The sequence below is a fragment of the Mycobacterium shottsii genome (genome assembly GCF_010728525.1).
GTDB lineage: Bacteria > Actinomycetota > Actinomycetes > Mycobacteriales > Mycobacteriaceae > Mycobacterium > Mycobacterium marinum.
Window position 1 is genome coordinate 209,548 of the sequence record NZ_AP022572.1, and the last position, 25,021, is coordinate 234,568.

A 25,021-nucleotide genomic window follows, 5' to 3' on the forward strand; every position below is an offset into this window, starting at 1 on the left:
ACACCATGGTGGCCGAAAACGACGGCGGATGCTTGCACACGGCCGCACTGAGCTTGCTCTAGCCTCAACGATCGGAAAACAGCAGTTCCAAGCCCCGCGACAAACGCGAACCGGAAAAATGACCTAAGTCAGGTTGATCGACGAGTCCAGCGTCTCGGCTGTGAACGTCTCGGCCAACCGCCGCACCGCAGTCTTGTCCCCGGCTGGCGCCTGCATGGTCTTGGTCACAAGAAACTCCTTCTGTCCGCCCCAACAGCGGTCCGCTGATGGACCACCCCGGACCTACGCAGATGGAATGACGCACCCTCCAAATCGAACACCAGCGAACCTGACCCACGCCACACAACTTCACTCAAAAATCCGGCTTCGCCGGATCTAGCCATCTAGCGTATGGCGCCTGTTCGCATCGGCCACCAGAACCAGCGGCCCAACTGCGCGGCTACTGCGGGCGTCATGAACGACCGGACAATCAAGGTATCGAACAGCAGGCCCAGGGCAATCGTAGTTCCCACCTGGCCGATAACTCGCAAGTCGCTGACGACCATCGATGCCATGGTGACGGCAAATACCAGGCCCGCGTTCGTCACGACCTTTCCGGTACCGCCCATCGAGCGGATGATTCCGGTATTCAGTCCGGCGCCCAATTCCTGTTTGAACCGGGCCACCAACAGCAGGTTGTAGTCAGATCCCACCGCCAAGAGGGCGATAACAGACATCGTCAGCACCATGTAGTGCAAGGGAACGCCGAGAATATGCTGCCATAGCAGCACGGATAGCCCAAAGGAAGCGCCCAGCGACAGCACTACCGTCCCCACGATCACAGCGGCAGCAATAAGGGCGCGGGTGAGGATCAGCACGATGATAAAAATCAGGCACATGGCCGAAATTCCCACAATCAGAAGGTCCCAGCCGGCGCCCTCGTCGATATCTTTGACCACAGCTGCCGCGCCAGTCAGATATATCTTGGCGTCCTCCAATGGGGTCCCCTTGAGCGACTCTTCCGCCGCCGTCCGGACGGCGTTAACACTTGCCATGCCGTCGGGCGTCTGGGGGTCGCCTCGGTGCAAAATGATGAAGCGGGCCGCGTGTACGTCCGCCCACAGAAACGAGTCCATGGCGCACTGAAAACGCTTGTTTTGGAAAATCTCCGGTGGCAAATAGAAAGAGTCATCGTTCTTGGCGGTGTCGAACGCCTTGCCCATGGCGTTCGCATTTTCGCTCATCTCATCCATCTGGTCGAAAATGCCCACCATGGTGCTGTGCATGGTCAGCATCATGGTGCGCATGCTTTCGATGGTCTCGATCATCGGCGGGAATGTCGCGAGCATCTGGGGTAGCAGCGCGTCCAGGGTCTGGACGTCACTCACGAGCGCGCCGATTTTCTCGTCTATCTCGTCCACACCATCCAGCGCGTCGAAAACCGATCGGAACGACCAGCAGATCGGAATATCGTAACAGTGCTTTTCCCAGTAGAAATAGCTGCGGATCGGCCACCAGAAGTCATCGAAGTCGGTGATGTGGTCGCGCACCTCGCTGGCGATTTGATCCATCTCGACGAAGTCATTAGCCATTCGGTAGGTATTGTCGGAAAGCTTCGCCATGGCGTCGTACATACGACGCATCGCGACGGCCATTTGGTCCATTTCTTCGGCTTGCGAGAGCATGTCCTTCATCCGGTCACGCTGAAATTTGAGCGTCGGCACTTGAATGGCGTTCTGCATGCTGATCAAATACGGTATAGTCGTGTGCGCCAGCGTAGTTCCGTCGGGCCTGGTTATCGCCTGGACCCGCGAGATTCCGGGAACGCGGAAGATTCCCTTGGCCAGTTTGTCCAAAATCAAGAAGTCGGCCGGATTTCGCATGTCGTGATCCGACTCGATCATCAAGATCTCGGGCTTCATCCGGGCCGGGGCGAAATGGCGATCTGCCGCCGCGTACCCCTGGTTCGCAGGGATGCCGGTGGGTAGATAGATCCGGTCGTTGTAGTTGATTCGAAGTCCGGGCAGAGCCAGCAGTCCGACGAGGGCAATAGCCAGTGTTGCGGTGAGGACGGGCACAGGCCATCGCACTAACACCGTGCCGACGCGTCTCCAGCGCCGGACGTCGAGCCGCCGTTTGGGGTTGAACAGACCGTAGCGGCTGCCGATAACCAGCACGGCCGGCGTCAGCGTCAGCGCGACCGCCACAGTAACCAACGTCCCCACCGCGCAGGGGATGGCCAGAGTCTGGAAGGAAGGCAGCCGGGCGAACAGGAGGCAGAGGGTCGCGGCGGCGATAGTCAAGCCAGTGCCCAAAATGACGTGGGTAGTGCCGCGGTACATGGTGTAAAAGGCGGTCTCTTCGTCTTCACCGACCAGGCGCGCTTCGTGGTACCGGCCAAAGACGAAAATGCCGTAGTCCGTGCCGGCCGCGATTGTTAACGACGTGAGCAACGTGACCGCAAATGTGGTGAGTCCGATACCCCCGCTATGCCCGATCAGGGCGACAATTCCCCTCGACGCTGTCAATGCAACGCCGACCATGGACAGCAAGGCAATAACGGTGCTGACCGAACGATAGATGAGTAGCAACATGAAAAAAATGACCGTGACAGTCGTCAGCGTGATTTTCAGCATGGACTTGTCACCGCTGCGCTGCATATCCACCATGAGCGCCGACGGCCCCGTGACGTACGTTTTTATCCCGGGCGGAGCGGGCGTCTCCGCAACGATCTTGCGGACGGCTTCGACGGATTCATTGGCCAGCGACTCACCTCGATTGCCCCCCAAACTCAATTGGACAGTCACGGCTTTGCCGTCGTCGCTTTGCGCGCCCGCCGCCGTGAGAGGATCGCCCCAGATGTCTTGCACGTGCTCTACGTGCTTTTTATCGGCATTCAACTTGCGCAACAAAGCGGCGTAATACTTATGAACCGCGTCGTCGAGCGGTTGATCGCCCTCCAACACGATCATCGCTGAACTGTCGGAATTTCCTTCGTGGAACACCTGGCCGATGCGCTTGACCGCCTGGAAGGACGGCGCATCCTGAGGACTCAGTGAAACTGCACGCTGTTGTTCGACCTTTTCCAGCGATGGCACGAACACGGTGAGTGCGACGCAAATAGCCAGCCAGCCCAAGACGATTGGCACCGCGAACGCATAAATCGTCCTCGCGATCAGCGGCCTTTCGGCGTACACGCGAGTGTCGGAGTCGTTCGCGCAATTGACAGTCATGCGGACTTCACCCGGTAGTAGTTGTAGGCGCTATTAGAACGTGATTGCGGCGCGGTCGACCATTGTTGCTTCGACAGCGAAATACAACGACGGACCGCGCGTTTACTGCCACTAACAGAGGCATCGATCTGAGCCCGCCTCCTCAGTGGCGAGGTCCTTCTTCCACCGCCGCAACGTGTTGTCGGTGTGTGCGCTCCGCCAGTACCCAGAGATCGACGACGTTTACTTCGCGTCCACGCCCCGTTCTTTGCGGATATACGGGCGCAGGTTGGCCGCGCCGACGCGATGCGCGCGGCCTGACGTCGGATCTGCTCGTCGGTGTTGTCACCCGAGGCAGCCAACGACGCGGCCAACGCCACTCCAAAAGCCGCCGTGACGCCAATCGCAGGCGCCCCCCTGATAAGCGAAGTCGCGATCGCCGCGATGAGTTCGTCGGCCGTCGCAATCCGCAGTTGGCGCGGCTCGTGCGGCTGCGCACGCTGGTCACCCGCTACCAACGCCCCCTCCACCCATGCGATCGAGTTGTCGGTCATGCGTGAAAATTCCCGGTCGGAGTTCAAACTGATTGTGCTACAGCAGAATGCCCATCCTCAGACGCATATGCGGCGCGGGCACCAGCCGGACGGCTGCGTACCACGATGCGCCCGCCATGGCCCGGCGCGTTGGTGATACCGCGAGAACGGATCGGCTCGGCGGGAGCATCGGTCGGAACAAGTTCGAACTTGCGCAGGAGGGTTCGCAGGACGGTTGTCATCTCCATGTTCGCAAAGGCGGCGCCGATACACCGATGTATGCCGCCGCCGAAAGGTATCACGCATAGCTCTCTGGTGGTCCATCGGCGAAACGGGTCGGGTCAAACCGTTCTGGGTCCTTGAAACTGCTCGACGCGTCTTGATCAGCCCAAACATCGCCAACGATCATATGACCCTTCGGAAGCACCCGTGGGCCCAGTCGTAGCTGCGTTTCGACTCGCCGAGCGATGAAATCCAATACCGGCCGGGTACGTTGCACCTCCCAGACCGTAGCCTGCATCAGCGCGGTTCCGCCGTTGTCGATCTCATCGACGAGTTGCGCCACGAAACTGGGGCTGCGACGTAAACGCTCGATGGCCCATGCCAGCGTGGTGGCCGTCGTTTCGTGTCCGGCCACGATCATCGTCAGCATTTCATCGCTGATGTGAGCGTCGGTGATGGGTGAGCCGTCGTCATAGCGCGCCTGCAGCATCATCGCCAGCATGTCGGTCCGTGTCTCAAAGTTCGGATCTGCCCGTGCTTCAGCGATCAGCTGGGCGACCAGTTCGTCAAATCGGCTTCGAGCCGCTTGAATCTTGCCCCATGGACTCCAGGGGCCAAGATCACGCCGCAACCACTCTGGTAAGGCAATCATGTTAGCGGCGAGCACAATTGTCCGTGGCCCCAAGTACTGGAGCTCTTCGAAGATCGCCCCGTGCGCACCCAGGATCGTGCGCAAGACTATGCTGCCGGTAATATTTACCAACTCTTGCAGGGATTCGAATTCTGTTTATTCAGGCCAGGTTTGAGCCTCACGTAGGAACTCCTCTTCGACGATCTTGACGTACGCGTCGATGCGCCTACCGTTAAATGGTGGCACCATCAGCTTTCGACGCTGACGATGCTCGACGCCGATCATGCTGAGTATCGAGCCCGGCCCCAGCAGCTTGCCGAGAGTCGTTGGCCGAGTGACTAAATCGTTGCCGGAAGTGAAAAGTTCCTTCAACATCGCCGGATCGCTGATGACTAGCGTGGGGCCGTATTTTGGTAGATTGAGGGAGTACCCGGAGCCATACCGGTTGGTCAACCGCGTCCGGGCGCGCGCCTTGGCGAAAACGTATACCAATGTCTGAGTCAGCTTCGACGCATTCGGCCCCGGCGGCAGCTGAATCGGGTCAGTTGTGGCTTCCGCCATTGCAATGTCCTCTCTTGACAGGTGATAGAGATGTCAGATCTCTGCGGTGTTGACGGTCCATCGCGGCGCGGCGGCGAGCCTCGTGCCGCAGATCGTCGCCGGGGCCACCACCGTTTGCGGGATGTCCAGATGCGCCAGGAACGCGTCGATATCGGAAGCCGGGACGGCGACAAACAGCGCCGGGTTGCCATGCTTAGCGGCCAACGGCAGCGCGGACTGCAGCAGTGCGGCTCCGCACGCCGGGTTGCGGTAGGCGAAGTCGGACAGATGCGCGCTGCGCAGCTCACCGTCCTCAGTGAGCAAGCGTTTGGCCTGGCGGGTGTCTTCCAGCAGCCCGCACGCCGAGTCGTCGGGCAGCAGGAGTGTGGTTGGGGTTAGCTCGGAGCGTAACGTCGCGTCGCCCGCGGGCACCGCGTAGTGGCCCTGCGTCCAGCGCGGTAGGCCTGCGCGGCCGCCGCTGGGGGCACCAGGTAGGCGGTGTGTGCCGCGGTGGCATCGGAGCCTTGGCAGGTGGGGATGCGCAGCACGCTGATGTGGCCGACCTCGGTACCGTTGGGAAATCCCAGCCTCTCGGAATACTCCGACGGCGTTTTGGCGGTGCCATCCATCACCACGCCGAACCCTCTGCTCTCGGCGTGGCTGTGCTTTCTTGCTTCTTTCAGAAAGGCGATGCCGAGCCTCAAAATGGTCCGTCCGCCCTGCTCGGCCGGCAGGATCTTCAAGTCCCCGATGTAGGCGCTGTGCTGCTCGCGCCCCTCGGGGGTCCGCAGTGGTCGCACTGCAGCCGCCACTGTGCCCATCACCTGGCCGTCGCGCTCGGCCACGAACACCCTGGCCACTTCGCCCATCGCCCGGTAGAACCGCGTGTAGTCGGCGCCATGGGAGATGCGGAAGCTACGGCCGGGCCCCAGCGGGTAGGTGAACTGCTTCTCGAAAGTCTCCAAGGCTCGCGCCAGGCCGGAAGGCGGCGGGCCCTGAAGCATGTGGACGGTTGTCACTCCTGGCTCAGCCGCCGAGCTGATACAGGTCGGTGTACAGGCGGTTAAACACGTATCCGCCGAGTCGCAGGCCGCGGTCTACCGCACAGCTGGTGCGGGAGTCGTCGCAGGTGTCCTCGACGAGGACGAAGAAGTCCTCAGCGTGTTGCTCGTCGATCTCGGCATGCAACGCGTAGTGCACCAGATCGTCTTGGGCGACCCAACCCCGCTCCACCACCGCGGAACCGATCGTTGCCGAGATGCCGGCGAAAGCATGCTCGATGATGCCCAGACAACTGATCCCCACCGCCATGTCCTCCATCGTGCAGACGGAGGTCAGAACGCTGTTGAAGGCATCCACCTGGGGGGCTGGCGCCAGGGCGTCCAGTCGCTCGGCATCGCTGCCGATGCTGGCTAGGAACTGCCGGAAGGTCGCGTGGTGGAAGAAATGAGGTTTGAAGTCGCCATGCTCCTCGACGATGTTGCTCAAGATGCCGAGCCGCTGGCCGGGTAGATCCATCCGGGAAATCAGTGAGGCCATCGGCCGGGCGAAGTAGGTGACGGCGAAGCCGAACTGCTCCTGGCTGGCGCGGAAGCGCTCCAGCGGCATGCTGCCGTCGGTCAGTGTGGTGAGGTACGGGTTAGCCATGATCCCGATGCCGTCAAGAATCTGCTCGGCCCTTTTCGTGACACGCGCGGCCTTGGTGAGGCATACGGTAGTAGACATCGTGCTCCAATCGGGGTGGTGGATGAAGAGAAGTTGATTCGGTAGCGATCAGGGCTTGACACCGACGTGCAAGGCCCGATAGAAGAAGCTGCGGTCCCGGCTATGTAGTTCGTCCGCAGCCGGATCCCATCGGAAATCCGGGCCGCAGCCGCGCACATCCAACGTTGAGTTCAGCTGGCGCACAACGACAATGCCGTCCGGCCGCAGGGCGTGGTAAGCACGCGCCAGCGTGATAAGAGCCTCCTCGGGAGTGAGCCAATCAAGGATGTTCGACAGGTGAACGATGTCGAACCCGCCGCGCGGCAGGACTCCGAGGGCCGCGTCCATTGTGTTTTGCGTGAATGTGATCTCCGGTAAGTCGACTACTGGCGCCTTGTGGGCAAGCCAAGGCACCGTGACGCCGGGGTATCGCCCGGCCAATAGTTGCCACAGGTAGGGATTGTCGGCCGCGGGTTGGGTCGCGAGCACGTGTCGGGTCCGGCGGGCGAAGTGCCGGGCGAACGGTTCGACACGGTTGGCCGTCGCCCCCTCACCGAACAAATTCACCAGGATGTCCAGGTCGAAGGCCGCATCGAAGGCGCGATCCAACGCCGCACCGAGAGCCGTGCCACGAGCAACCCTTCGCGACTGCTCTGCCGGATTCCGCAGTCCTAGAACACCATTCAATTCGTATTGCCAGTCCGCAAGCTCATGACGCAACGCGGCGAACAGCCACTCGTAGCGACCGCAGAAATCCGGGCCCCAGGTAGCAACCTCCGGTACCGGGCCCACCGCGTCCGGTGCGATGTTCAATGCCGCAAAGACCGGCTCCAATGCGGCGTGACGTTCCGACGCAGGCATCCACTCGTGTCCCAGCAAACACATCCGCTCTGGGCTACCGACCGTCTCCAGCAGGTGCAACTTGAGCCGCGTCAACGCCAGTTGCGCCGGATTGGCGTCGATCAGATGCAGCAAACCCACACCCGCAGTCGCCGCCAAGGCAGCGGCGGTACACCCACCGGAGGCCGTCAACGCGACGCGCAACGGCCTACCCCGCGTCCGGTATTGCCGCGACGCAAGCCACACGTCCTGCAACGCGTCCTCACGGACCTGAGCAAATGCCACCGACAAATGGTGCGCCTGCGCCAACAATTCCAGCCGCGGCGCCGCCACCTCAGAAATGATGAATTCCTAAATCTCAGAAATAATGGATTCCTCAATCTCAATTCTTGCTAGCACGTAATACCCATGTCGGCTCCAAACCACCTCGACTCCGAGGGTGGAGTTCGAACATATCGTCTACCACAACGAGTTTGAGCTGTGCAAATTTAGAATCATAAAGAAATTTTAACGGTCAATAACCCTTATCTATGATTGCATGCTGCGTCGTTGCAGGAGCGCTATCCGTACGTCCGCTGTCCCGTCACGAAGATCTCTTGTCCCCCGATTGGGGGACAAGAGGTGTCCCCTAGCCATCGGATTCACTTAGATTTCCCATTGCCATAAGTTACCGCGGATGCTTCCGATGAGACCAATACGCAACAGCACCGACTTTCGGTGGCTACGGTCCAATACACGGCCAGCATTGCTCGCAATGTGGGCGGCCATGAGCTACGGATGTTGGGCTGCCGTCACCCACTATCGCTCCGGCGTGATCGTCGCCCTGCACGCCGGCTTGACCCAAGCGGCACTCAGCCTGTCTGCGACTCTCGTGCTGGCACTGACGCTCGAACGATTATTCCGCTGGCCAGCAAACCCCCGACGGGGCTTCTGGATGGCCGCGGTGGTGAATTCCATGCTCACGGCATCCTGGCTAGTCATCGGCCACCTAATAGCGGGCACATCGAATATCCTGGTGACAATCGCACCGAGTCTTATCATTGGCATCGCAAGCAACTTCGCCTACAGCCGCATATTGTTCGTCGAGGCCAGGCGCAACGGTACTAGCCGCCCGCGTGGGGATGACCCCGCTTCGAAGAACTGTGTCGAAGTATCGACCTAACCGAATGTTTCGTCATACCAACGTATTAGGAGTGTCAGCAACCAGCCCTAATTGCGGTTACATTGCCGATGTTGCCAATGCTTCAATGGGGCCCAGCCGGGGGCCGAAATGAGATCAGGCATGGCCAATACGGCTCTTCAGGCACTAGCCTCGATTCTTAGCGGGATGCCGATGTATCTGGGTGTTGAAACGCGAAAGTGCCTGTCCTGTAAAGAATGATTGGACTTCTCTACGGTTCAACCATCTCGACTGGTAGACGCCTCGCGGGTGAAAGTATCGGCGGACGGCCATGGTGTGGTGTCGCACTCCGGGATGGGGCTGTTGCGCGAGCTCGCCGATCAGACCGGGTTGTCTGAGCAGGTCACCGCGGCATTGGCCGACACCTACAAGGGGCCGTGAGTGTATGCCCCGGGTGCGGTGTTCACCGATCTGGCCGCGGCGGTAGCCGACGGAGCGGACTGCCCACCGGCCCTGGGAAAGCCCGCCCAACCCCGGCTCCACGGGACAGTCAAACACACCCCAAACCCAAAATCGCTATCACTCAGCGATTTTCATGATCCAACACCACCGAACCCCACCGGCACGAAGAATCGAGGGTAGTAAGTATTCCCCAAACTGCCTGACGCAGACTCTTGGCCCGCCAGTTCATGGGCTTTATTCGCACCCAATTCCATTGCCGTCTCGATCAAGGCCGTAGATGTCGCGTCCGATGACAATTACCGGGCCCTCCACATAGGCCGGACCATTTCCGCTACCGCCAGCGCAGTCGACATCACTGGCGATCGGGACGCAGGCACCGGAGTAGTTCGGGTCACACGATGAGCTTGGTTGTCGCGGGATCGGCGCAACGCCCGGTTCGGCGTTTACTGCTGGCGCGAAGAGAAGCCCCCTTGCACATGTAATTGCCAGCACTCGACACTGAACCACGCCCGCGTTAGACAACACTTCGCACACCGCCAGCCACTCCAAGCACGGCACCAAATCGCGCGTCAGGTAGACATCGCGTAGTAAAAAGATGTACTCCTCAAATGGCACGTTTGGTAGGAATCTCCGATATTCCCGCTAGGCCGTTCGCGATTTAACCGCTCCTGTCCCGCACCATTCGATTCGGTAAAGGAATGCGCGGTGTCGTCATCGTCGAAAGAGAGTGCTTGGCGCTACCCGCCTCGGGTATCGCCCCCGCGGATCGAAGGGCATCGGGCCGGGCTGTTCGGCAAAGACCACCGTCGGCCGTTGTGCCACGATGAGCAGCATGGCCGAAGGTGCTTCCGCGAGGGCGAAAAGCGGCGAGGACGCCGCCGAACTCCGCAAGGAGAGCTACACGATGGCCCTGTATGTGGCCGTCTGCCTGCTTGCCGCGCTGTTGGCGCTGCCCGAGGCCGCCCGCCACCACCTGATCGGTCTCATCTGGGGCATCACCATCGGGCTGGCTGCGGCCCACTTCTTCGCCTTCAAAATCTCGGCGCGCCTCATCGGGGCCGGCAAAGTCCAGGCTCGCGACATCGAGGCGGCCGGCGCACAATTGGTCGGCGCCGCCGTGGTCGCCGCCTTGGCGTCGGTCACCATCCTCGTGTTGCCAGCTCATCTGGAGTACCACGCCGCCGAGTTCGGCCTGTCCGGGTTCATTGCGGTCAGCGGCTACGCGGTAGCGCGCCGGGGCGGCGCGGGCCACCTCCGGGCAACCGTCTACGGACTGGTGGTGCTCATTCTCGCGACCGCCATCGCGGTGGTGAAGAACGTTCTGGCCGGACACTGAAAGCGCGAACCCACCCCTGCCCGACTTGGCGTCGCGTTCACACTGCGACAGCCTGCCGTAGCTTCGCGCTGGTGGTGTTCGCTCAACAGGACGGGGCTGGAAGAAGATCTGGACGGGCCGGATCACCTCCCCCGAATCACAGACCACTCAGGCCACAATGGCCCCATAGCCCAACCCTCCGAGACCCCGCCACCCGCTGACGAAGCGCGCCCCGAGTCGGTGCCCGCGGCCGATGCGCCAGCGGCAACACCGGCGACATCGCACCCGAAACAGCAGTGGGGCCACACCCTGGCCCAGCAGGCGGCGACGGTGTCGGCCAAGCTCAGCCCAGTCGTACGCCGAGCCGGAGATCGGGTGGCCGCAGCATCTCCCACCACGCTGCTGCTCGCGCTGCTCTCGGTGTTGTTGGCATCGAGCATCGTCGCCGCGCTGACCTTCAAGGGCTCGCTCGGCGTGGCGTCCATAGTGGTGTTCATCCCGATGCTGTCGGCCGCGATCGGCGCCACCACCATGCGGTTCCTGGCCGATCGTCGCAAGTCCCAGGCGCAGCGCGAAAATGCCCGCGAGGAGACGAGAGCGCTACACCAGATCGAGTACACGGTGGATTACGTCGACGCCAAGCTCACCACCGCGTTGACACAGTTCGGCACGGACCGACACAACGAGGCCGTCATCGGAATGTTTCAAGCCAAGGCCGCCACGGAGCTCTACCTCGGACAGGCCCCCCGGTCCGAGCGGCGCTCATCGCCCGAAGCCGCGCCGGAGCACATCGATCTGGTGAGCCAGTACGGGCTGGACGAACTACTCACCCCCCGCGGCATCGGCAGTCAGTCGGCCCCGGCAGCAACATCAAGCCGCTCCTGCGCGTAAGCGTTGGTGCGATTGTGCGAGTTACGGAGACTTGTGCACACATCCGCTTTCCGTTTCGTCGTGGCCGATACTGCGTTCTGCAGTAACGGAATTGGCCGACCGCGATGGTGAGGCGGCAGACCCTGGTATGCCCGCTGCTTAGTGGGTGAGGTCGGCCCGCATGTCGCTCTCTTGGTGAAGGCCGAACACCTGGATGGCGGCCGGTTTTCCTTTCAGCACATGCAGTCCACGGTCGATGAGTCCAGCGGGGCGTAACCCCTGCGCATCGACGCACTGCTGGGTGAGAAGGATCGCGTCACCGGTGGCCTTGGTCAGTTGCTCGACCCGAGCTGCGACGTTGACGGTGTCACCGATGAGGGTGAATTCGAGTTTGCCGCCGCCGCCGATGGTTCCGGCGATCACAACCCCGGTATTGATTCCGATGCCGATGCGAAACTCCTCGCCGAATCGCTCAACGACACGGCGGTGAATCAGAACAGCGGCGGCGACAGCGGCATCGGCGTGGTCTGCAAGGTCGTTGGGGGCGCCAAAGACGGCCAGCGCCCCGTCACCGAGGAACTTGTTGACGTGCCCCCCAGCGTCCACGACGGTGGGCACCACGATCTCGAACAACTCGTTGAGGCGCGAGACGGTGTCCTCGGCGGTGTGGGCTTCGGTGAACGGGGTGAAGTCACGCACATCGACGAACATCACGGTGACCTGGCGGCGCTCCCCGGTGAAGACATCGTCGCCTTGCTCCAGTAGCCGCGCCGCCAGACCGGGATCGACATACGTCCCGAACGCTGTCTGAAGTCGTTGCCGCTCAACCAAACCGGCCTGCATGTGGTTGAACGACGCGGCCAGCGCGCCGAGGTCATCGTCTTGAACCACCGGGAAGCGCCGGGTGTAGTCACCGGCCGCGACACGTTCGGTCCCGGCGGCAAGGTCCCTAATCGGTTGCATCGACGGTGAGAACGACGGAGCAACGATGACCGGCACTCCAAAGACAACCGCCATACCGGCACCGATCACCAGAGAAACGAGCGGCACCGTATGCGCCTGGCTGATCAGACCCGCCAACATGGCGCCCACAATGGCGAAATTGAACGCGAATCCAAACACGGACAGGTTCGACCACGCCGCGAAAGTGGGGCGAGAACGAGGCAGCGAGTCGCCGATCGCCGTATCGCCGATGATCGCCACCCGGGCGGGGCGCGGCGCCGCCTCTACGAAGCTGTGAATAGCGATCAGCTGGATTCCAATCCCGGTGGCGGCGCGCACGATCCCGTACTGAACCAGCCGCGACCCACTTGCTCCGGCGACGGCGCCAACAGCGACCAGGTTGAATGCTCCCAAGACAACATTGCTGCCCAGCCCTCGGGCCACGACGCCCCGGCCGTACCCATAGGTCGCTTCCAAAGCGCTGAGCCGATCGACGTCATGATCGGCGGCCCACTTCTGGGGGAGGCGGCGCCGCACGACGCTGGGAAGAAAGATCACCCACAATCCGAGCGATACGAAGGCAACGGTAACCGCGGCCGCCTCAATGTAGTGACCCGAGTTCTCGAAGGCGACGACCCAAAAAGACAGCAAAAGATAAACCGGCAGCACCACGGCGAACGTGACTACACAAATCGCCCACGAGTATCGTGCCCCGCACCGATCCCAGGCCCACTGCCAAACGCGTTCCATAGCGGGACAGTAGACGCAACGCCCACCCGAACTGCGGATATTTGCCCGATCGGAGCCATCGCCTCCGGGAAAGGGCAGGGACGGCGGCAGCTAGTCAAGCCAACCCGGTCTCGCACTGCGACCGCTTCCGTCGGCAACTGCGGACCTATCTCCCAGGCATCCACCTCGACGCGCAATCGCGTTGCGAGTTACGTCGGTATCCCATCATTGTTCTCCACAAGTCAATCACCCCGCCGGTACCTGGGGCGCTCTGTGTCGGCTTGGCCGCTGGCTCGCCCGCGTGGACCGCCGTCGCGTTTACCGTCCGCCTGCCCGCAATCTTGATCGACGCGGTGTCATTCGCATAAATCGCCGCCACTGGCTATCCAGGCCGTGCCCCCAGTCGGACTCGAACCGACACTTGACGGATTTTAAGTCCGCTGCCTCTGCCAATTGGGCTATGGGGGCCCGCTGGCGAATCTATCGCGTACCCGCCGGGCTCGAGACGCCCCTCCCCTGTGGAAATCGCCCCCAACACCGACGTGCGCCCCGGCCGTGATGCGCGTAACATCCGCGCGCCGCGCGCCAGACTACTGTGTCACCCGTCTGAGGCCAGATGACACAACTATGTCGGCCGACAAGAGCTTGTAAAAACTGTCGGCGCCTTCGTTAAAAAGCCGTAAACGAGTTATCACCCTACGTCATTCAATCGCGAATGTGGACACGTGGGTGGCTAGCGTTACGCCAACACACAGGGGCCCTTATGCCTACCCACAGATTCAGCTCGGGTGGCCAGGGGCGGGGAGCTCATAAGCAAGGAGCATTGGATGTCATTCCTTAAAACAGTGCCCCAAGAGTTGACGGCCGCGGCCGCGCAGCTGGGGACCATCGGTAGCTCTATGTCGGCGCAAAATGCCGCCGCGGCAGCTCCGACCACCGTGATAGCTCCGGCCGCCCTCGATGAAGTATCGGCACTGCAGGCCGCACTCTTCACCGCGTATGGCACCTACTACCAGCAGGTCAGCGCGGATGCACAGGCCATGCACGACATGTTCGTGAACACCCTGGGGGCCAGCGCCGGGACATACGGCGCAACCGAAAACCTCAACTCCGCAGCGGCCGCTTCACCTCTAGACGGCATTACCTCGGGAATCAGCGGCTTCATCCAAAACGCCGGCTCGATTATTCCCGACTCCTGGTCGAGCAACATCGGCAACCTCACCAACATCGGCGTTGGGAACTGGGCCTCGGCCTCATCCACTCTGATCGGTCTGGCGGGTGGCGGTCTGCTTCCCGCCGAGGAAGCCGCCGAAGCCGACGTCAGCCTGGGAGCAGAAGCCGGGCTGGGTGCGCTCAGTGAGCTCGGAGGAGCCGAGGCCGCCCTGGGTGCGCCCATCGCCGCTGGCATTGGCGGGGCATCCGCGGTCGGCATGCTCTCGGTGCCCCCGACCTGGGCCGGATCGGCCACCTTGGTATCGAGCACGACCCCGCTGGCCGGCGCCGGCTGGACAGCCGCCGCGCCGACGGCCGCCCCGGGAACGTTCATGGGCGTGCCGGCCGGGTTGGGTTCGGCCGCACGCAACAGCGCCGGATTTGGTGCGCCACGCTACGGCATCAAGCCAATCGTCATGCCAAAGCCGGCCGCGGTCTAGGGCGTGTCTGCTTAATGTGAATGGTGTTTTGGCTGATGCTGTTTGGGTGATGCGGACGCATGCGATTTCTGATGATTTGTGGTCGCTGATCGTGGCGGTGTTGCCTGCGGGGCGGCGGCGTGGCCGGCCGTGGAACGATCATCGACGTACTCTGGAGGGCATTATCTGGCGTTACCGTACGTGATCTCCGTGGTGTGACCTGCCCGAGCACTTCGGTCCCTGGCAATCGGTGGCCGAGAGGCATCTACGCTGGTCGGTCGATGGCATCTACGCGCGGATCTTCGCGGCGATCGCCTCTGACCTCGACGCCGAGGACGCCGACCTGGGCGCACTGTTGTCGGTCGATTCGACCAGTGTGCGCGCCCACCGACACGCAGCCGGAGCGCGCTCCGGGCGCCGCACAGGGGGATCTGTCGAATTACAAGAAATATCTCGATGAGCCCGATGACCACGCCATTGGGCGTTCCCGCGGCGGGCTGACTACCAAGATCCACGCCTTGACCGACCAGCTGTGCAGTCCGGTCACCCTGGCACTGTCGGCCGGTCAAGCCGGTGATAATCCGATGCTTTGGCCACTGCTGGCCGCCCGGTGCAGCAACTCATACGCCCCGTATCGCCTGCTGGCGGACAAGGCGTACTCCCATGACTCGACGCGGGCACAGCTGCGCCGGCTCAAGATCGCCCATACCATCCCCGAGCGCAGCGACCAGATCACCCGCCGCAAAGCCAAAGGCCGCAACAGAGGACGGCCTCCGGGGTTCTCAGGCCGAATCTACAAGCACCGCAACACCGTCGAGCGAAGCTTCAACCGGCTCAAACACTGGCGCGCGGTCGCCACCTGCTACGACAAATACGCCCTGACCTACCTCAGCGGTGCCACCCTGGCCGCCATCATCACCTACCACCGCGTCCGCAATTAGCAGACAGGACCTAGGCGCCATTGGGCAACACGTCTCCCATATCCATAAAACACCACAACTTTCACTAAAAGCTAAAAGAGGGATACAACAATGGATTTTGGCGCCTTACCTCCTGAAATCAACTCCGCACGCATGTACGCCGGTGCCGGGGCAGGCCCCATGATGGCCGCCTCCGCCGCATTGAATGGCCTAGCCGTCGAGTTGGGCACAACCGCCGCCTCCTACGAATCGGTGATCACCCGATTGACCACCGAGTCTTGGATGGGCCCGGCGTCGATGGCGATGATCGCCGCCGCTCAGCCGTATCTGGCGTGGCTGACCTACACCTCGGAAGCGGCGATGCACGCCGGGGCGCAAGCCGCGGCATCGGCGGCCGCCTACGAGGCAGCGTTCGCGAGGACGGTGCCGCCGCCGGTGGTCGCCGCCAACCGATCGCTGCTGGCGGCACTGGTTGCGACGAACTTCCTGGGCATCAACACCCCGGCGATCATGGCAACCGAGGCGCTCTACGCCGAGATGTGGGCACAGGACGCCGGGGCGATGTACGGCTACGCGGCCGCTTCCTCGACCTCGGGATCCCTGCAGCCGCTGAGCACACCGCAGCAGACCACCAACCCGAGCGGGCTCGCCGCACAGTCGGCGGCGGTTAGTCAGGCCGCCGCATCCGCCGCGGCAACCGACGGCATCACCAGCCTGCTGAGCAACCTGCCCAACACCATCATGGGACTCGCCTCGCCGATAACTTCGGCTATCGACGCGACGGGACTGGGCGGAATCATTCAGGACATCGAGGACTTCCTCGGCATTGGGTTTGTTGCGAACGTCATCAACGGCGGGGTTAACACCGCGGCTTGGTACACCACGGCCACTATTCCTACCGCGATTTTCCTGGCAAACGCTCTCGATACCGGTGCACCGGTAGTTGCTGCCGAAGGCGCCATCGAGGCCGCCGAAGGTGCGGCTGCCGCCACCGCAGGGCTGGCGAACACGGTGACGCCCACCGGCGTTGGCGCGGCTTTGGGCGAGGCGACCCTGGTCGGCAAGCTGGCCGTACCCACCAGCTGGTCGAGCGCCCTTCCGGAGACAGCTGCGACCACTGGTGCGCTGGGCGGAAGCGGCTGGACGGTTCCCGAGGAAGCTGCCCCGGTTTCCGGAGTGGCCGGGGGCCGGGCATGGCCGCAGCCGCCAAGGGCGCCGGTGCGCATTCGGGACCGCGTTACGGCTTCAAGCCGATCGTCATGCCCAAACAGGTCGTCGTGTGACGCCGGAAAAAAGGGGGAACATGTCACTCGTTTGAGGCCAGCAATTAACCGGCGGGTCGTAATCTATCCGCGATTCGGCTACCACCGAAGCAGTCCAGGTGCTAGAAATCATACAAATGCGGACTTCAACATAAGGATACAGGAATCATGGCCACACGCTTTATGACCGACCCGCACGCGATGCGGGACATGGCGGGCCGTTTCGAAATGCACGCTCAGACCGTCGAGGACGAGGCCCGCCGGATGTGGGCGTCCTCGCAGAACATCGCCGGCGCGGGCTGGAGCGGTATGGCTTCGGCAACCTCGCTGGACACCATGGGCCAGATGAACACCGCTTTCCGCAACATCGTCAACATGCTGCACGGGGTGCGTGACGGGCTGGTTCGCGACGCGAACAACTACGAGCAGCAAGAGCAGGCCTCCCAGCAGATCCTCAGCAGCTAGTACCGGCCCGACAGCTTCGATTCAGGAGGACAAAACCAATGACCATCAATTACCAGTTCGGCGATGTCGACGCCCACGGCGCGCTCATCCGCGCCCAGGCCGCCTCCTTGGAGGCCGAGCACCAGGCCATCGTTCGCGATGTGCTGGCCGCCGGTGACTTCTGGGGCGGCGCCGGTTCGGTGGCTTGCCAGGAGTTCATCACCCAGTTGGGTCGCAACTTCCAGGTGATCTACGAGCAGGCCAACTCGCACGGCCAGAAGGTTCAGGCCGCCGGCAACAACATGGCGCAGACCGACAGCGCCGTCGGCTCCAGCTGGGCCTGATACAAGAGCAGGACAACAGTGGCCACGCACCGCAAGGTGCGCGGCCACTGCGCTTTGCGCCGGTCCGTGCTGTGCACCAATAGCGGGGCGGCGACCTCTGCCCCCTAATCGCTTGCGGACCAAAACAACTCAATCGTGCGCGGTCGGCCCACAGCCCCTAGCAACAAGCGGTCATAGCCGGGGCCGCACTTCACGGTTACATTTGAGGTTGATATGAGGTCCCTGACGACTGCATATGCGCCGGGAGGTGTGTAGGACCATTGAAAGCAATGACCGGATCCACGCGCACTCAACGTCCACGGCAGGCGATTTTGGGGCAGCTGCCCCGAATCCACCGTGCCGACGGATCACCCATTCGGGTGCTCCTTGTCGACGACGAACCTGCGCTGACCAATCTGGTCAAAATGGCCCTGCACTACGAAGGCTGGGACGTCGAGATCGCCCACAACGGGCGCGAGGCCATATCCAAGTTCGACAAGATCAGTCCTGACGTGTTGGTCCTCGACATCATGCTGCCCGACGTCGACGGCCTGCAGATCCTGCAGCGGGTGCGCGACTCCGACGCATACACACCCACGCTGTTCCTCACCGCACGCGATTCGGTGATGGACCGTGTCACCGGACTGACGGCCGGCGCCGACGACTACATGACCAAGCCGTTCAGCCTCGAAGAGCTGGTGGCGCGGCTGCGCGGACTGTTGCGCCGCTCCAGTCATCTGGCGCCGCCCGCCGACGAGTCCCTGAAGGTTGGTGACCTCAAGCTCGACGCGGCCAGCCGGGAAGTCAATCGCGGCGGCACCCCGATCTCGCTTTCCTCGACCGAGTTCGAGCTACTTCGATTCCTGATGCGCAACCCGCGCCGCGCGCTGAGCCGCACCGAGATCCTCGACCGGGTCTGGAACTACGACTTCGCCGGGCGCACCAGCATCGTCGACCTCTACATCTCGTACTTGAGAAAGAAAATCGACGCGGACCGAGAGCCGATGATTCACACGGTCCGCGGGATTGGATACATGCTACGAACAGCGGAATGAGCCCGAAATGACGGGCCACCGGAACACGCCTCGCTGGCTTCCTCGTTCGTTGCGCTGCCAGCTGCTGCTTGGCGTGCTGGCCGTGGTGACGATCGTGCTGGTCGCGGTGGGCGGGGTCTCGGTGCTCAGCCTGCGCGGCTACGTGACCGCGATGAACGACGCCGAAGTCGTCGAGTCCATGCATGCGTTCAGCCACGCCTATGCCCGCTACCGCAACGGCGAACACACCTCGATCCACACCGGCACTCCCCCGGTATCCCAAGCTCTGCTCGAGTTCACCGGCCAGACGCCCGGGAACCTCATCGCGGTGATGCGCGATGGTGTCGTCATCGGCTCGGCGGTCTTTTCCGAAGACGCGCCCCGCCCGGCACCACCGGATGTCATCCACGCCATCGAGACCCAACACTGGACCGACGAACCGTCACGTGTCGAAACGCTGGGCAGCCTGGGTTCCTATCAAGTCGACAGCCGCGCCGCCGGATCCGACCGCCTGATCGTCGGGGTTTCGCTGAGCATCGCGGACCGCATCATCACCCGAAAACAAATCACGACCAGCGTGCTTGTCGCGACCGCACTGGTGATCACGGCGGCCCTGACCGTGTGGGTGGTCGGTATTACCCTGCGCCCGCTGCGGCGGGTCGCCGCAACCGCCGCGACCGTCGCCGCGATGCCACTCGCCGGCGACGACCAGCAGATCAGCGTGCGGGTTCGCCCCGAGGACACCGACCCCGACAACGAAGTCGGCATCGTGGGGCACACGCTAAACCGGTTGCTGGACAACGTCGACAGCGCGCTGCAACATCGGGTGGCTTCCGATCTGCGGATGCGGCAATTCATCACCGACGCCAGCCATGAGCTGCGCACCCCGCTTGCGGCCATTCAGGGGTATGCCGAACTCACCCGCCAGGACAGCTCGGACCTACCGCCGACTACCGAATACGCGCTCGCCCGCATCGAGTCAGAAGCGCGGCGGATGGCCTCCCTGGTTGACGAATTGTTGCTGCTGTCACGCCTGGGTGAAGGCGAGGACCTGGAGACCGAACACCTCGACTTGACCGACCTGGTGATGAACGCCGTGAACGACGCCGCCGTGGCAGCGCCCACCCACCGTTGGATCAAGGACTTGCCCGACGAACCGGTGTGGGTCAACGGTGACCACGCCCGTCTGCACCAGCTGGTCAGCAACCTGCTCACCAATGCCTGGGTGCACACGCCGCCCGGCGTCACGGTGAAGACCGGGATCACCAACTACCCCGACGACCCCAACGGTCCCTACACCGAGCTAACGGTCAGCAACGACGGCCCCGACATCGACCCCGAGGTCTTGCCTCATTTGTTCGAGCGGTTTGTCCGTTCCAGCAAGTCGCGATCCAGCGCGCCGGGCCACGGATTGGGCCTGGCCATCGTCAATTCGATCGTGAAAGCTCATGACGGCTCGGTGACCGCCGAATCCGCCGCTGGCCAAACCGTATTCCGGATCAGGCTGCCGCTGATCGACGCGCCGCTCAATGCATCCGCCCCCGGCCGGCCGAGGCAGCCGAGCGACTAATGAACACACAGCTAGGGCGGCTCGCCCCGATAGGTCCGGGATGCGCATCACCCCTATCCGGTGCCTTGGTGCAAGATTGGCTGTGCTCCGTATCTGGGTGATCAACCCGAACACCACCGAATCAATGACCACCGCGATCGGCCGCTGCGCGCGGGCGGTGGCCGGCCCCGGCACCGAAATCACGGCGGTGACCTCCCCGATTGGTCCGCCGTCGATTGAAAGTCACTACGACGAGGCCATGAGCGTCCCCGGCCTACTGCAGGCCATCGAGCAAGGTGAGCATTCGGGAGCTGAGGGCTACGTGATCGCCTGCTTCGGCGACCCCGGCGTCGAGGCCGCTCGGGAGCTGGCTCGGGGGCCTGTGATTGGGATCGCCGAAGCGGCCATGCATACCGCCAGCCATCTCGGCCGGGGATTCTCGGTGGTCACCACCCTGGCTCGCACCACGGGACGCGCCGCGGAGCTCGCCGAGCGCTACGGCATGGACCGGTTCTGCCTGGGCGTCCACGCCTGCGAAATCCCGGTGCTCGACCTCGAGACGGACTCACGGGCGCGCGCGATCGTCACCGACGCGTGTCGCACCGCCATCAAGGTGGATCGCTCCGACAGCATCGTGCTGGGCTGCGCGGGAATGGCCGACATGTGCCACTCGATCTCCGAGGAGATCGGCGTTCCCGTGGTGGACGGGGTCAGCGCCGCCACGGTGCTGGTGCAGTCACTCGTGACATTGGGTTTGCGTACGGCCAAGCACGGTGAATACGCAAGCCCGCCAAAGAAATAACCGGAGCCGGCGTGGCTACCGCCTGCAGGCGTACGCCACTTCTGCCACAGGAGTCACCGCTTGAGGCAACACAGTTTTTGCCCGCCTCACAGCGACAGCCTGGCTGCCGCGCGCAAAGCCAGCACCCGCCGGTGGATCCGGTGTTCGGTCCCCCGCGGAATTTCGGCCGGCCCATAGCGACCGCGTCCGAGACGGCGCACCCTGCCGCGTCCGATTTCCCAGCGCAACGCATCTGACAGCGCCTTGGATGCCCTGCCGCGGACCGAAAAGTGGTGCCAGTCCAGCGCGTCGATCATTTCGGCGATGGTCGCTGGCCCGTGTTGGGACAACTGCATAGTCAGCACGTATCGAAGCTCTATGCCGGCAAGTAGGTAGCTCATTGCCGAACGGTCGCACGCGGGTATGACATCGACCGAACTTGTCGCTGCGAGGCGGGCAAAAAGAGTGCCACTCGCCTGCCGGGCCGGTGTGGCAGATGTGACCTAGTCGCAGAGCGCCAGGGCGATGCCGTCGAGGATGTCGTGCTCGCTGACGGTCAGCTCGTCGATGCCGGCGCGGCTGCGCAACTCGCGAGCCAGTTCTTCGACCACGATCGCACCGCCGCCGATCACGTCGACCCGGCCCTCATGCATCGGTGGGAGTGCGGCACGCTGCTCGCGCGTCATCGCTATCAGCCGGTCACACACCGCGTGCAGATCAGCACCGGCGACTCGCGAAAGATGAATGGCCGCAGCATCATAGGTAGTCATGTTGTGGGCCAGGGCGGACAACGTGGTCATCGTTCCGGCCAGGCCGACCCAAGTCCGAGCCTCCTCGAGGGGGACCGCACGCAACGCGGGTTCCAGCTCTTCGCGCACCACCAGGCGGGCGGCGGCCACCTGATCGGGCGTCGGCGGATCGGAGTGCAGGCAGCGTTCGGTCAGCCGAACACAGCCGATGTTGGCCGAGTAACTCGCGGTGACTTCGTTGCCCGCCTTGCCGAGCACGATCTCGGTGGATCCGCCGCCGAGATCGACGACCACGAAAGGAGCTCCAGCACTGTCCAGTTCGCCGACCGCGCCGGAGAACGACAGCTCCGCTTCTTCGGCCCCGGTGATCACCTCGGCTATCGCGCCGGGCAGCACCGCACCGAGCACCTCCGCGGTCATGGCAAAGAAGCTGTCCCGGTTGGCGGCGTCGCGGGTGGCCGACGTGGCGACCATCCGTACCCGTTCGACGCCGTGCACCTTCAGCAGGGCCGCGTAATCAATCAACGCGGCCCGGGTCCGGGCAATCGCTTCCGGCGCAAACTGACCGGTCGCGTCGACACCCTGGCCCAACCTGACTATCCGCGTTTCCCGATGCACGTCATTGAGCTGCCCACCGCCGGCGTCGGCGATGAGCAACCGAATCGAATTGGTACCGCAGTCGATCGCGGCGACCCGGCTAATCACGTCCCCATCGTCCACTTCAAAGCCACTGTCCCGCCACCAGGTTCGCCGCCGCGCCCGGCTCGGCGGCCAGCAACGCCACCGCCTCATCGCCAAACGGGTTCACCCCGGGCCCCTTTGCCAACGAATGCGCGATCAACACATGCAGGCACTTGACCCGATCGGGCATGCCGCCGGCCGAAACCTTGGTTCCCAGTGGATCGATCGCGTCACGCTCGGCCAGATAGGACTCGTGCGCCCGCCGATACGCCGCGGCCAGTTCGGGATCGTCGCCCAGCCGCTCGGTCATCTCGCGCATCAGACCGGTGGTCTCGAGCCTGCTGGCGGCCGCCGTGAGCTCCGGATGCGTCAGGTAGTAGAGCGTGGGAAACGGTGTGCCGTCGGGCAGTCTGGGCGCGGTCTTGACCACGCCGGGTTCGCCGTTGGGGCATCGGTAGGCGATCTCCAGCACCCCACGCGGCTCGCGACCGAGCTGACGCGCCACCGCCTCCAGGTCCGCGGGATCAACCACCGGGGGCCGTCGGCTCGGGCGGTACGGGTGCGGGCAGTCCGGGCTCAGGTTCGGGCTCCGGGGCGGGAGGCTCAGCGGCGGCGGGCGGAAGGTGCGGCGCGTCGGCAATGGTGTGCCAAAGCGACGTATACCAAGGGTCGCCCTTCGTGGGCATGGCGGCATCGGTGCCCGGTTGCGGGGCCACCACCGCCCCGGGCGGCAGCTGGACCTGAAATGGAATGTCCCCCGGCATCACAAAGCCAAGGCGCTCACGGGCCTGCGCCGCAATGTAGGCCGGGTCGGCCAGTTGGCCCTTGCGCTGCTCGAGATCGGCGATCTGGCGGCGCAGCGCCGCTTCGGTTGCGGACAATTGCTCCATTTCGGTGCGCTGGGCGAAGTAGGTCCGAACCGGCCCGGCGATGGTCAGGGTCAACACGCAGACGACCGCGGCCAGCACGGCCGCACGCCGGGCGGTGAAACCCAAACGTTGGTCGGATCGCTGCTCCACCGACTCGGTGAATGAGCGCTTGATGGGTTCGACGACATGCTCACGCAGCGTTCGGGCGGTGTTGCGACTGGCGGCCGGCCCGGTGTTGGCCGCCTGTGTGGGCCTGGACACCGAAGTGGTGCGACGCCCGCGCGCCGACTCGCCGGCTTTGCCCGGGCGCGATGCCGGGGATCGGCGCTTCGGATCGGGACGTTTCGCGTCGGCCATGAAGCTTCAGCCACGTTTCCGTCGGCCGTCGGCCTATTTCGGGTCCGCAACGAATCGGGGGAAGGCCAGATCGCCGGCGTAGCGGGCCGCGTCACCGAGAGCCTCTTCGATCCGAAGCAGCTGGTTGTACTTGGCCACACGCTCGCTGCGGGCGGGTGCGCCCGTCTTGATCTGGCCGCTGCCGACGGCCACCGCCAGGTCGGCAATGATGGTGTCCTCCGTCTCACCGCTGCGGTGGCTGATCATCGTGCGGTAGCCGCTGTGGTGTGCCAGCGCGACCGCGTCGAGCGTCTCGGTCAGCGTCCCGATCTGATTCACCTTGACCAGCAGCGCATTGGCCACGCCCCGGTCGATGCCCTCTTCGAGCCGCTCGGGATTGGTGACGAACACGTCGTCGCCGACGATCTGTACCCGGTCACCGATCTCGGCCGTCAGTGCGGCCCACCCGTCCCAATCGTTCTCGTAGAGCGGATCTTCGATGGAGACCAGCGGATAGGAGCCGAGCAGCCCGGCGTAGAACTCCGTCATCTGCGCGGCGGTGCGGGGCGTGCCCTCGAAGGTGTAGCTGCCGTCGGCGTGGAACTCGTTGGCGGCCGCGTCGAGCGCCAAAGCCACGTCCACACCGGGCTTGAAGCCCGCCGCCTCGATGGCCTGGCTGATCAGATCGAGTGCCGCGGTGGTGCTGGCCACATCGGGAGCAAAACCACCCTCGTCGCCCAAACCGGTGGACAGCCCGGCCTTCTTGAGCACCGCCTTGAGCGCGTGGTACACCTCGGCGCCCCAGCGCAATGCCTCACTGAAGCTGGGCGCACCGATCGGGGCCACCATGAACTCCTGAATGTCCACGCCCGTGTCCGCGTGTGCGCCGCCGTTGAGGATGTTCATCATCGGCACCGGAAGGATGTGGGCGTTGGGCCCGCCGATGTAGCGGAACAGCGGCAGTTCGGCCGATTCCGAGGCCGCCTTGGCCACCGCCAGCGAGACGCCGAGGATCGAGTTGCCCCCCAACCGGGACTTGTCGGGCGTGCCATCGAGATCAACCAGGGCCTGATCGACCAAGCGCTGGTCGTCGGCGTTGAGTCCGATGACCGCCGGGCCGATCTCATCGAGCACGGCTTCCACCGCCTTCTTGACGCCCTTGCCGCCGTAGCGATCGCCGCCGTCGCGCAGTTCGACGGCCTCATGCTCACCGGTCGACGCGCCCGACGGCACCGCGGCCCGGGCAAAGGTTCCGTCGATCAGAGCCACCTCGACCTCGACGGTCGGGTTGCCGCGGGAATCGAGGATCTCGCGGGCCCCGACCTGCTCGATTATCGGCACTG

The 25,021-nt window shown here is 63.5% G+C and carries 24 protein-coding genes, 1 tRNA gene and 4 pseudogenes; 12 read left to right on the forward strand and 17 right to left on the reverse strand.

Features of this window, described 5'->3' with window-relative positions; all coding sequences use genetic code 11:
* Window positions 1–383: 383 nt before the first annotated feature.
* The 9 genes and pseudogenes from G6N41_RS00980 to G6N41_RS01000 form a co-directional block, all read right to left on the reverse strand.
* Window positions 384–3,212, reverse strand: a complete 2,829-nt coding sequence (locus G6N41_RS00980; protein ID WP_198966330.1) for an MMPL/RND family transporter — start codon at window positions 3,210–3,212, stop codon at window positions 384–386.
* Window positions 3,213–3,323: 111 nt separating this feature from the next.
* Window positions 3,324–3,482: pseudogene (locus tag G6N41_RS27670) on the reverse strand (siderophore-interacting protein); the annotation flags it as partial.
* 286 nt (window positions 3,483–3,768) lie between these two features.
* Complete coding sequence (locus tag G6N41_RS29390; protein WP_321573803.1) at window positions 3,769–3,972, reverse strand: hypothetical protein; 204 nt, start codon at window positions 3,970–3,972, stop codon at window positions 3,769–3,771.
* Between the two features lie 50 nt (window positions 3,973–4,022).
* Entirely contained in the window at window positions 4,023–4,682 is a 660-nt protein-coding gene (locus G6N41_RS27675) for a cytochrome P450 (protein WP_231608758.1), read from the reverse strand.
* A gap of 51 nt (window positions 4,683–4,733) precedes the next feature.
* Window positions 4,734–5,138: a cytochrome P450 gene (locus G6N41_RS27680; protein ID WP_231608759.1), complete on the reverse strand. Its 405-nt coding sequence runs from the start codon at window positions 5,136–5,138 to the stop codon at window positions 4,734–4,736.
* Between the two features lie 33 nt (window positions 5,139–5,171).
* Complete coding sequence (locus tag G6N41_RS27685; RefSeq protein WP_231608760.1) at window positions 5,172–5,549, reverse strand: hypothetical protein; 378 nt, start codon at window positions 5,547–5,549, stop codon at window positions 5,172–5,174.
* Window positions 5,513–6,082 (reverse strand): GNAT family N-acetyltransferase, encoded by a 570-nt coding sequence (locus tag G6N41_RS27690; protein ID WP_231608761.1) that lies wholly within the window; start codon window positions 6,080–6,082, stop codon window positions 5,513–5,515. Before G6N41_RS27690 ends, G6N41_RS27685 begins: the two co-directional genes overlap by 37 nt.
* Window positions 6,083–6,143: 61 nt before the next feature.
* Entirely contained in the window at window positions 6,144–6,842 is a 699-nt protein-coding gene (locus tag G6N41_RS00995) for a TenA family transcriptional regulator (protein ID WP_086085663.1), read from the reverse strand.
* 48 nt (window positions 6,843–6,890) lie between these two features.
* Window positions 6,891–7,796 carry a DUF3419 family protein gene (locus G6N41_RS01000; protein WP_231608762.1) on the reverse strand — a complete coding sequence of 302 codons (906 nt, stop codon included), beginning with the start codon at window positions 7,794–7,796 and terminating at the stop codon, window positions 6,891–6,893.
* 619 nt (window positions 7,797–8,415) lie between these two features.
* Here G6N41_RS01000 and G6N41_RS27695 point away from each other — a divergent pair.
* Window positions 8,416–8,823: a hypothetical protein gene (locus G6N41_RS27695; protein WP_231395655.1), complete on the forward strand. Its 408-nt coding sequence runs from the start codon at window positions 8,416–8,418 to the stop codon at window positions 8,821–8,823.
* A 249-nt stretch (window positions 8,824–9,072) separates the two neighbouring features.
* Window positions 9,073–9,324 (forward strand): annotated as a pseudogene (locus tag G6N41_RS01010) (IS1380 family transposase); the annotation flags it as partial.
* Window positions 9,325–9,477: 153 nt separating this feature from the next.
* Here the strand turns inward: G6N41_RS01010 and G6N41_RS29860 are convergent.
* Entirely contained in the window at window positions 9,478–9,750 is a 273-nt protein-coding gene (locus tag G6N41_RS29860; protein ID WP_407663764.1) for a hypothetical protein, read from the reverse strand.
* 325 nt (window positions 9,751–10,075) lie between these two features.
* Between G6N41_RS29860 and G6N41_RS01015 the strand changes: the two genes are divergently transcribed.
* A complete protein-coding gene (locus tag G6N41_RS01015; RefSeq protein ID WP_231608763.1) occupies window positions 10,076–10,579 on the forward strand; it encodes a hypothetical protein in 504 nt (167 codons plus the stop codon).
* Window positions 10,580–10,798: 219 nt separating this feature from the next.
* Window positions 10,799–11,449: a hypothetical protein gene (locus tag G6N41_RS01020; protein WP_231608764.1), complete on the forward strand. Its 651-nt coding sequence runs from the start codon at window positions 10,799–10,801 to the stop codon at window positions 11,447–11,449.
* A gap of 138 nt (window positions 11,450–11,587) precedes the next feature.
* Here G6N41_RS01020 and G6N41_RS01025 read toward each other — a convergent pair whose 3' ends face one another.
* Window positions 11,588–13,120: an adenylate/guanylate cyclase domain-containing protein gene (locus G6N41_RS01025; protein WP_198966331.1), complete on the reverse strand. Its 1,533-nt coding sequence runs from the start codon at window positions 13,118–13,120 to the stop codon at window positions 11,588–11,590.
* A 373-nt stretch (window positions 13,121–13,493) separates the two neighbouring features.
* Window positions 13,494–13,567: transfer RNA gene (locus G6N41_RS01030), tRNA-Leu, on the reverse strand.
* Between the two features lie 359 nt (window positions 13,568–13,926).
* Here G6N41_RS01030 and G6N41_RS01035 point away from each other — a divergent pair.
* From G6N41_RS01035 to G6N41_RS01070, 8 genes and pseudogenes are all read left to right on the forward strand, one after another.
* Window positions 13,927–14,751 (forward strand): PPE family protein, SVP subgroup, encoded by an 825-nt coding sequence (locus G6N41_RS01035; RefSeq protein ID WP_198966332.1) that lies wholly within the window; start codon window positions 13,927–13,929, stop codon window positions 14,749–14,751.
* A gap of 46 nt (window positions 14,752–14,797) precedes the next feature.
* A pseudogene (locus G6N41_RS01040) lies at window positions 14,798–15,671 on the forward strand (IS5 family transposase).
* Window positions 15,672–15,761: 90 nt separating this feature from the next.
* Window positions 15,762–16,933: pseudogene (locus tag G6N41_RS01045) on the forward strand (PPE family protein).
* A 147-nt stretch (window positions 16,934–17,080) separates the two neighbouring features.
* A complete protein-coding gene (gene esxM, locus G6N41_RS01050; RefSeq protein ID WP_139589385.1) occupies window positions 17,081–17,377 on the forward strand; it encodes a type VII secretion system effector EsxM in 297 nt (98 codons plus the stop codon).
* A gap of 38 nt (window positions 17,378–17,415) precedes the next feature.
* Window positions 17,416–17,700, forward strand: a complete 285-nt coding sequence (locus G6N41_RS01055; protein ID WP_011740938.1) for a WXG100 family type VII secretion target — start codon at window positions 17,416–17,418, stop codon at window positions 17,698–17,700.
* A 269-nt stretch (window positions 17,701–17,969) separates the two neighbouring features.
* Complete coding sequence (locus G6N41_RS01060; protein ID WP_407663765.1) at window positions 17,970–18,734, forward strand: response regulator transcription factor; 765 nt, start codon at window positions 17,970–17,972, stop codon at window positions 18,732–18,734.
* A 7-nt stretch (window positions 18,735–18,741) separates the two neighbouring features.
* Window positions 18,742–20,283 (forward strand): sensor histidine kinase, encoded by a 1,542-nt coding sequence (locus G6N41_RS01065; protein ID WP_198966334.1) that lies wholly within the window; start codon window positions 18,742–18,744, stop codon window positions 20,281–20,283.
* Window positions 20,284–20,365: 82 nt separating this feature from the next.
* Window positions 20,366–21,064 (forward strand): aspartate/glutamate racemase family protein, encoded by a 699-nt coding sequence (locus tag G6N41_RS01070; protein ID WP_269469326.1) that lies wholly within the window; start codon window positions 20,366–20,368, stop codon window positions 21,062–21,064.
* Between the two features lie 86 nt (window positions 21,065–21,150).
* Here the strand turns inward: G6N41_RS01070 and G6N41_RS01075 are convergent, their stop codons facing one another.
* From G6N41_RS01075 to eno, 5 genes are all read right to left on the reverse strand, one after another.
* On the reverse strand, window positions 21,151–21,444 hold the full coding sequence (locus G6N41_RS01075) for a hypothetical protein (protein ID WP_011742165.1): 294 nt from the start codon (window positions 21,442–21,444) through the stop codon (window positions 21,151–21,153).
* Window positions 21,445–21,546: 102 nt separating this feature from the next.
* The gene (locus G6N41_RS01080) at window positions 21,547–22,497 is read right to left on the reverse strand and encodes a Ppx/GppA phosphatase family protein (protein ID WP_198966336.1); all 951 of its coding nucleotides are present in this window, start codon (window positions 22,495–22,497) and stop codon (window positions 21,547–21,549) included.
* A 16-nt stretch (window positions 22,498–22,513) separates the two neighbouring features.
* Window positions 22,514–23,005, reverse strand: coding sequence for a DUF501 domain-containing protein (locus G6N41_RS01085; protein WP_011742167.1), 492 nt, complete (start codon window positions 23,003–23,005; stop codon window positions 22,514–22,516).
* Complete coding sequence (locus G6N41_RS01090; protein ID WP_011742168.1) at window positions 22,998–23,699, reverse strand: FtsB family cell division protein; 702 nt, start codon at window positions 23,697–23,699, stop codon at window positions 22,998–23,000. Before G6N41_RS01090 ends, G6N41_RS01085 begins: the two co-directional genes overlap by 8 nt.
* Before the next feature lie 33 nt (window positions 23,700–23,732).
* Entirely contained in the window at window positions 23,733–25,019 is a 1,287-nt protein-coding gene (gene eno / locus G6N41_RS01095) for a phosphopyruvate hydratase (protein WP_012396016.1), read from the reverse strand.
* Window positions 25,020–25,021: the final 2 nt, after the last annotated feature.

Excerpts from the sequence above, each read along its gene's own strand:
- G6N41_RS00980 (WP_198966330.1), bottom strand. The coding sequence starts at position 3,212 with ATGACTGTCAATTGCGCGAACGACTCCGACACTCGCGTGTACGCCGAA.
- G6N41_RS29390 (WP_321573803.1), bottom strand. The coding sequence starts at position 3,972 with ATGGAGATGACAACCGTCCTGCGAACCCTCCTGCGCAAGTTCGAACTT.
- G6N41_RS27680 (WP_231608759.1), bottom strand. The coding sequence starts at position 5,138 with ATGGCGGAAGCCACAACTGACCCGATTCAGCTGCCGCCGGGGCCGAAT.
- G6N41_RS00995 (WP_086085663.1), bottom strand. The coding sequence starts at position 6,842 with ATGTCTACTACCGTATGCCTCACCAAGGCCGCGCGTGTCACGAAAAGG.
- G6N41_RS27695 (WP_231395655.1), top strand. The coding sequence starts at position 8,416 with ATGTGGGCGGCCATGAGCTACGGATGTTGGGCTGCCGTCACCCACTAT.
- G6N41_RS01015 (WP_231608763.1), top strand. The coding sequence starts at position 10,076 with ATGGCCGAAGGTGCTTCCGCGAGGGCGAAAAGCGGCGAGGACGCCGCC.
- G6N41_RS01025 (WP_198966331.1), bottom strand. The coding sequence starts at position 13,120 with ATGGAACGCGTTTGGCAGTGGGCCTGGGATCGGTGCGGGGCACGATAC.
- G6N41_RS01035 (WP_198966332.1), top strand. The coding sequence starts at position 13,927 with ATGTCATTCCTTAAAACAGTGCCCCAAGAGTTGACGGCCGCGGCCGCG.
- esxM (WP_139589385.1), top strand. The coding sequence starts at position 17,081 with ATGGCCACACGCTTTATGACCGACCCGCACGCGATGCGGGACATGGCG.
- G6N41_RS01055 (WP_011740938.1), top strand. The coding sequence starts at position 17,416 with ATGACCATCAATTACCAGTTCGGCGATGTCGACGCCCACGGCGCGCTC.
- G6N41_RS01060 (WP_407663765.1), top strand. The coding sequence starts at position 17,970 with ATGACCGGATCCACGCGCACTCAACGTCCACGGCAGGCGATTTTGGGG.
- G6N41_RS01065 (WP_198966334.1), top strand. The coding sequence starts at position 18,742 with ATGACGGGCCACCGGAACACGCCTCGCTGGCTTCCTCGTTCGTTGCGC.
- G6N41_RS01075 (WP_011742165.1), bottom strand. The coding sequence starts at position 21,444 with ATGAGCTACCTACTTGCCGGCATAGAGCTTCGATACGTGCTGACTATG.
- G6N41_RS01090 (WP_011742168.1), bottom strand. The coding sequence starts at position 23,699 with ATGGCCGACGCGAAACGTCCCGATCCGAAGCGCCGATCCCCGGCATCG.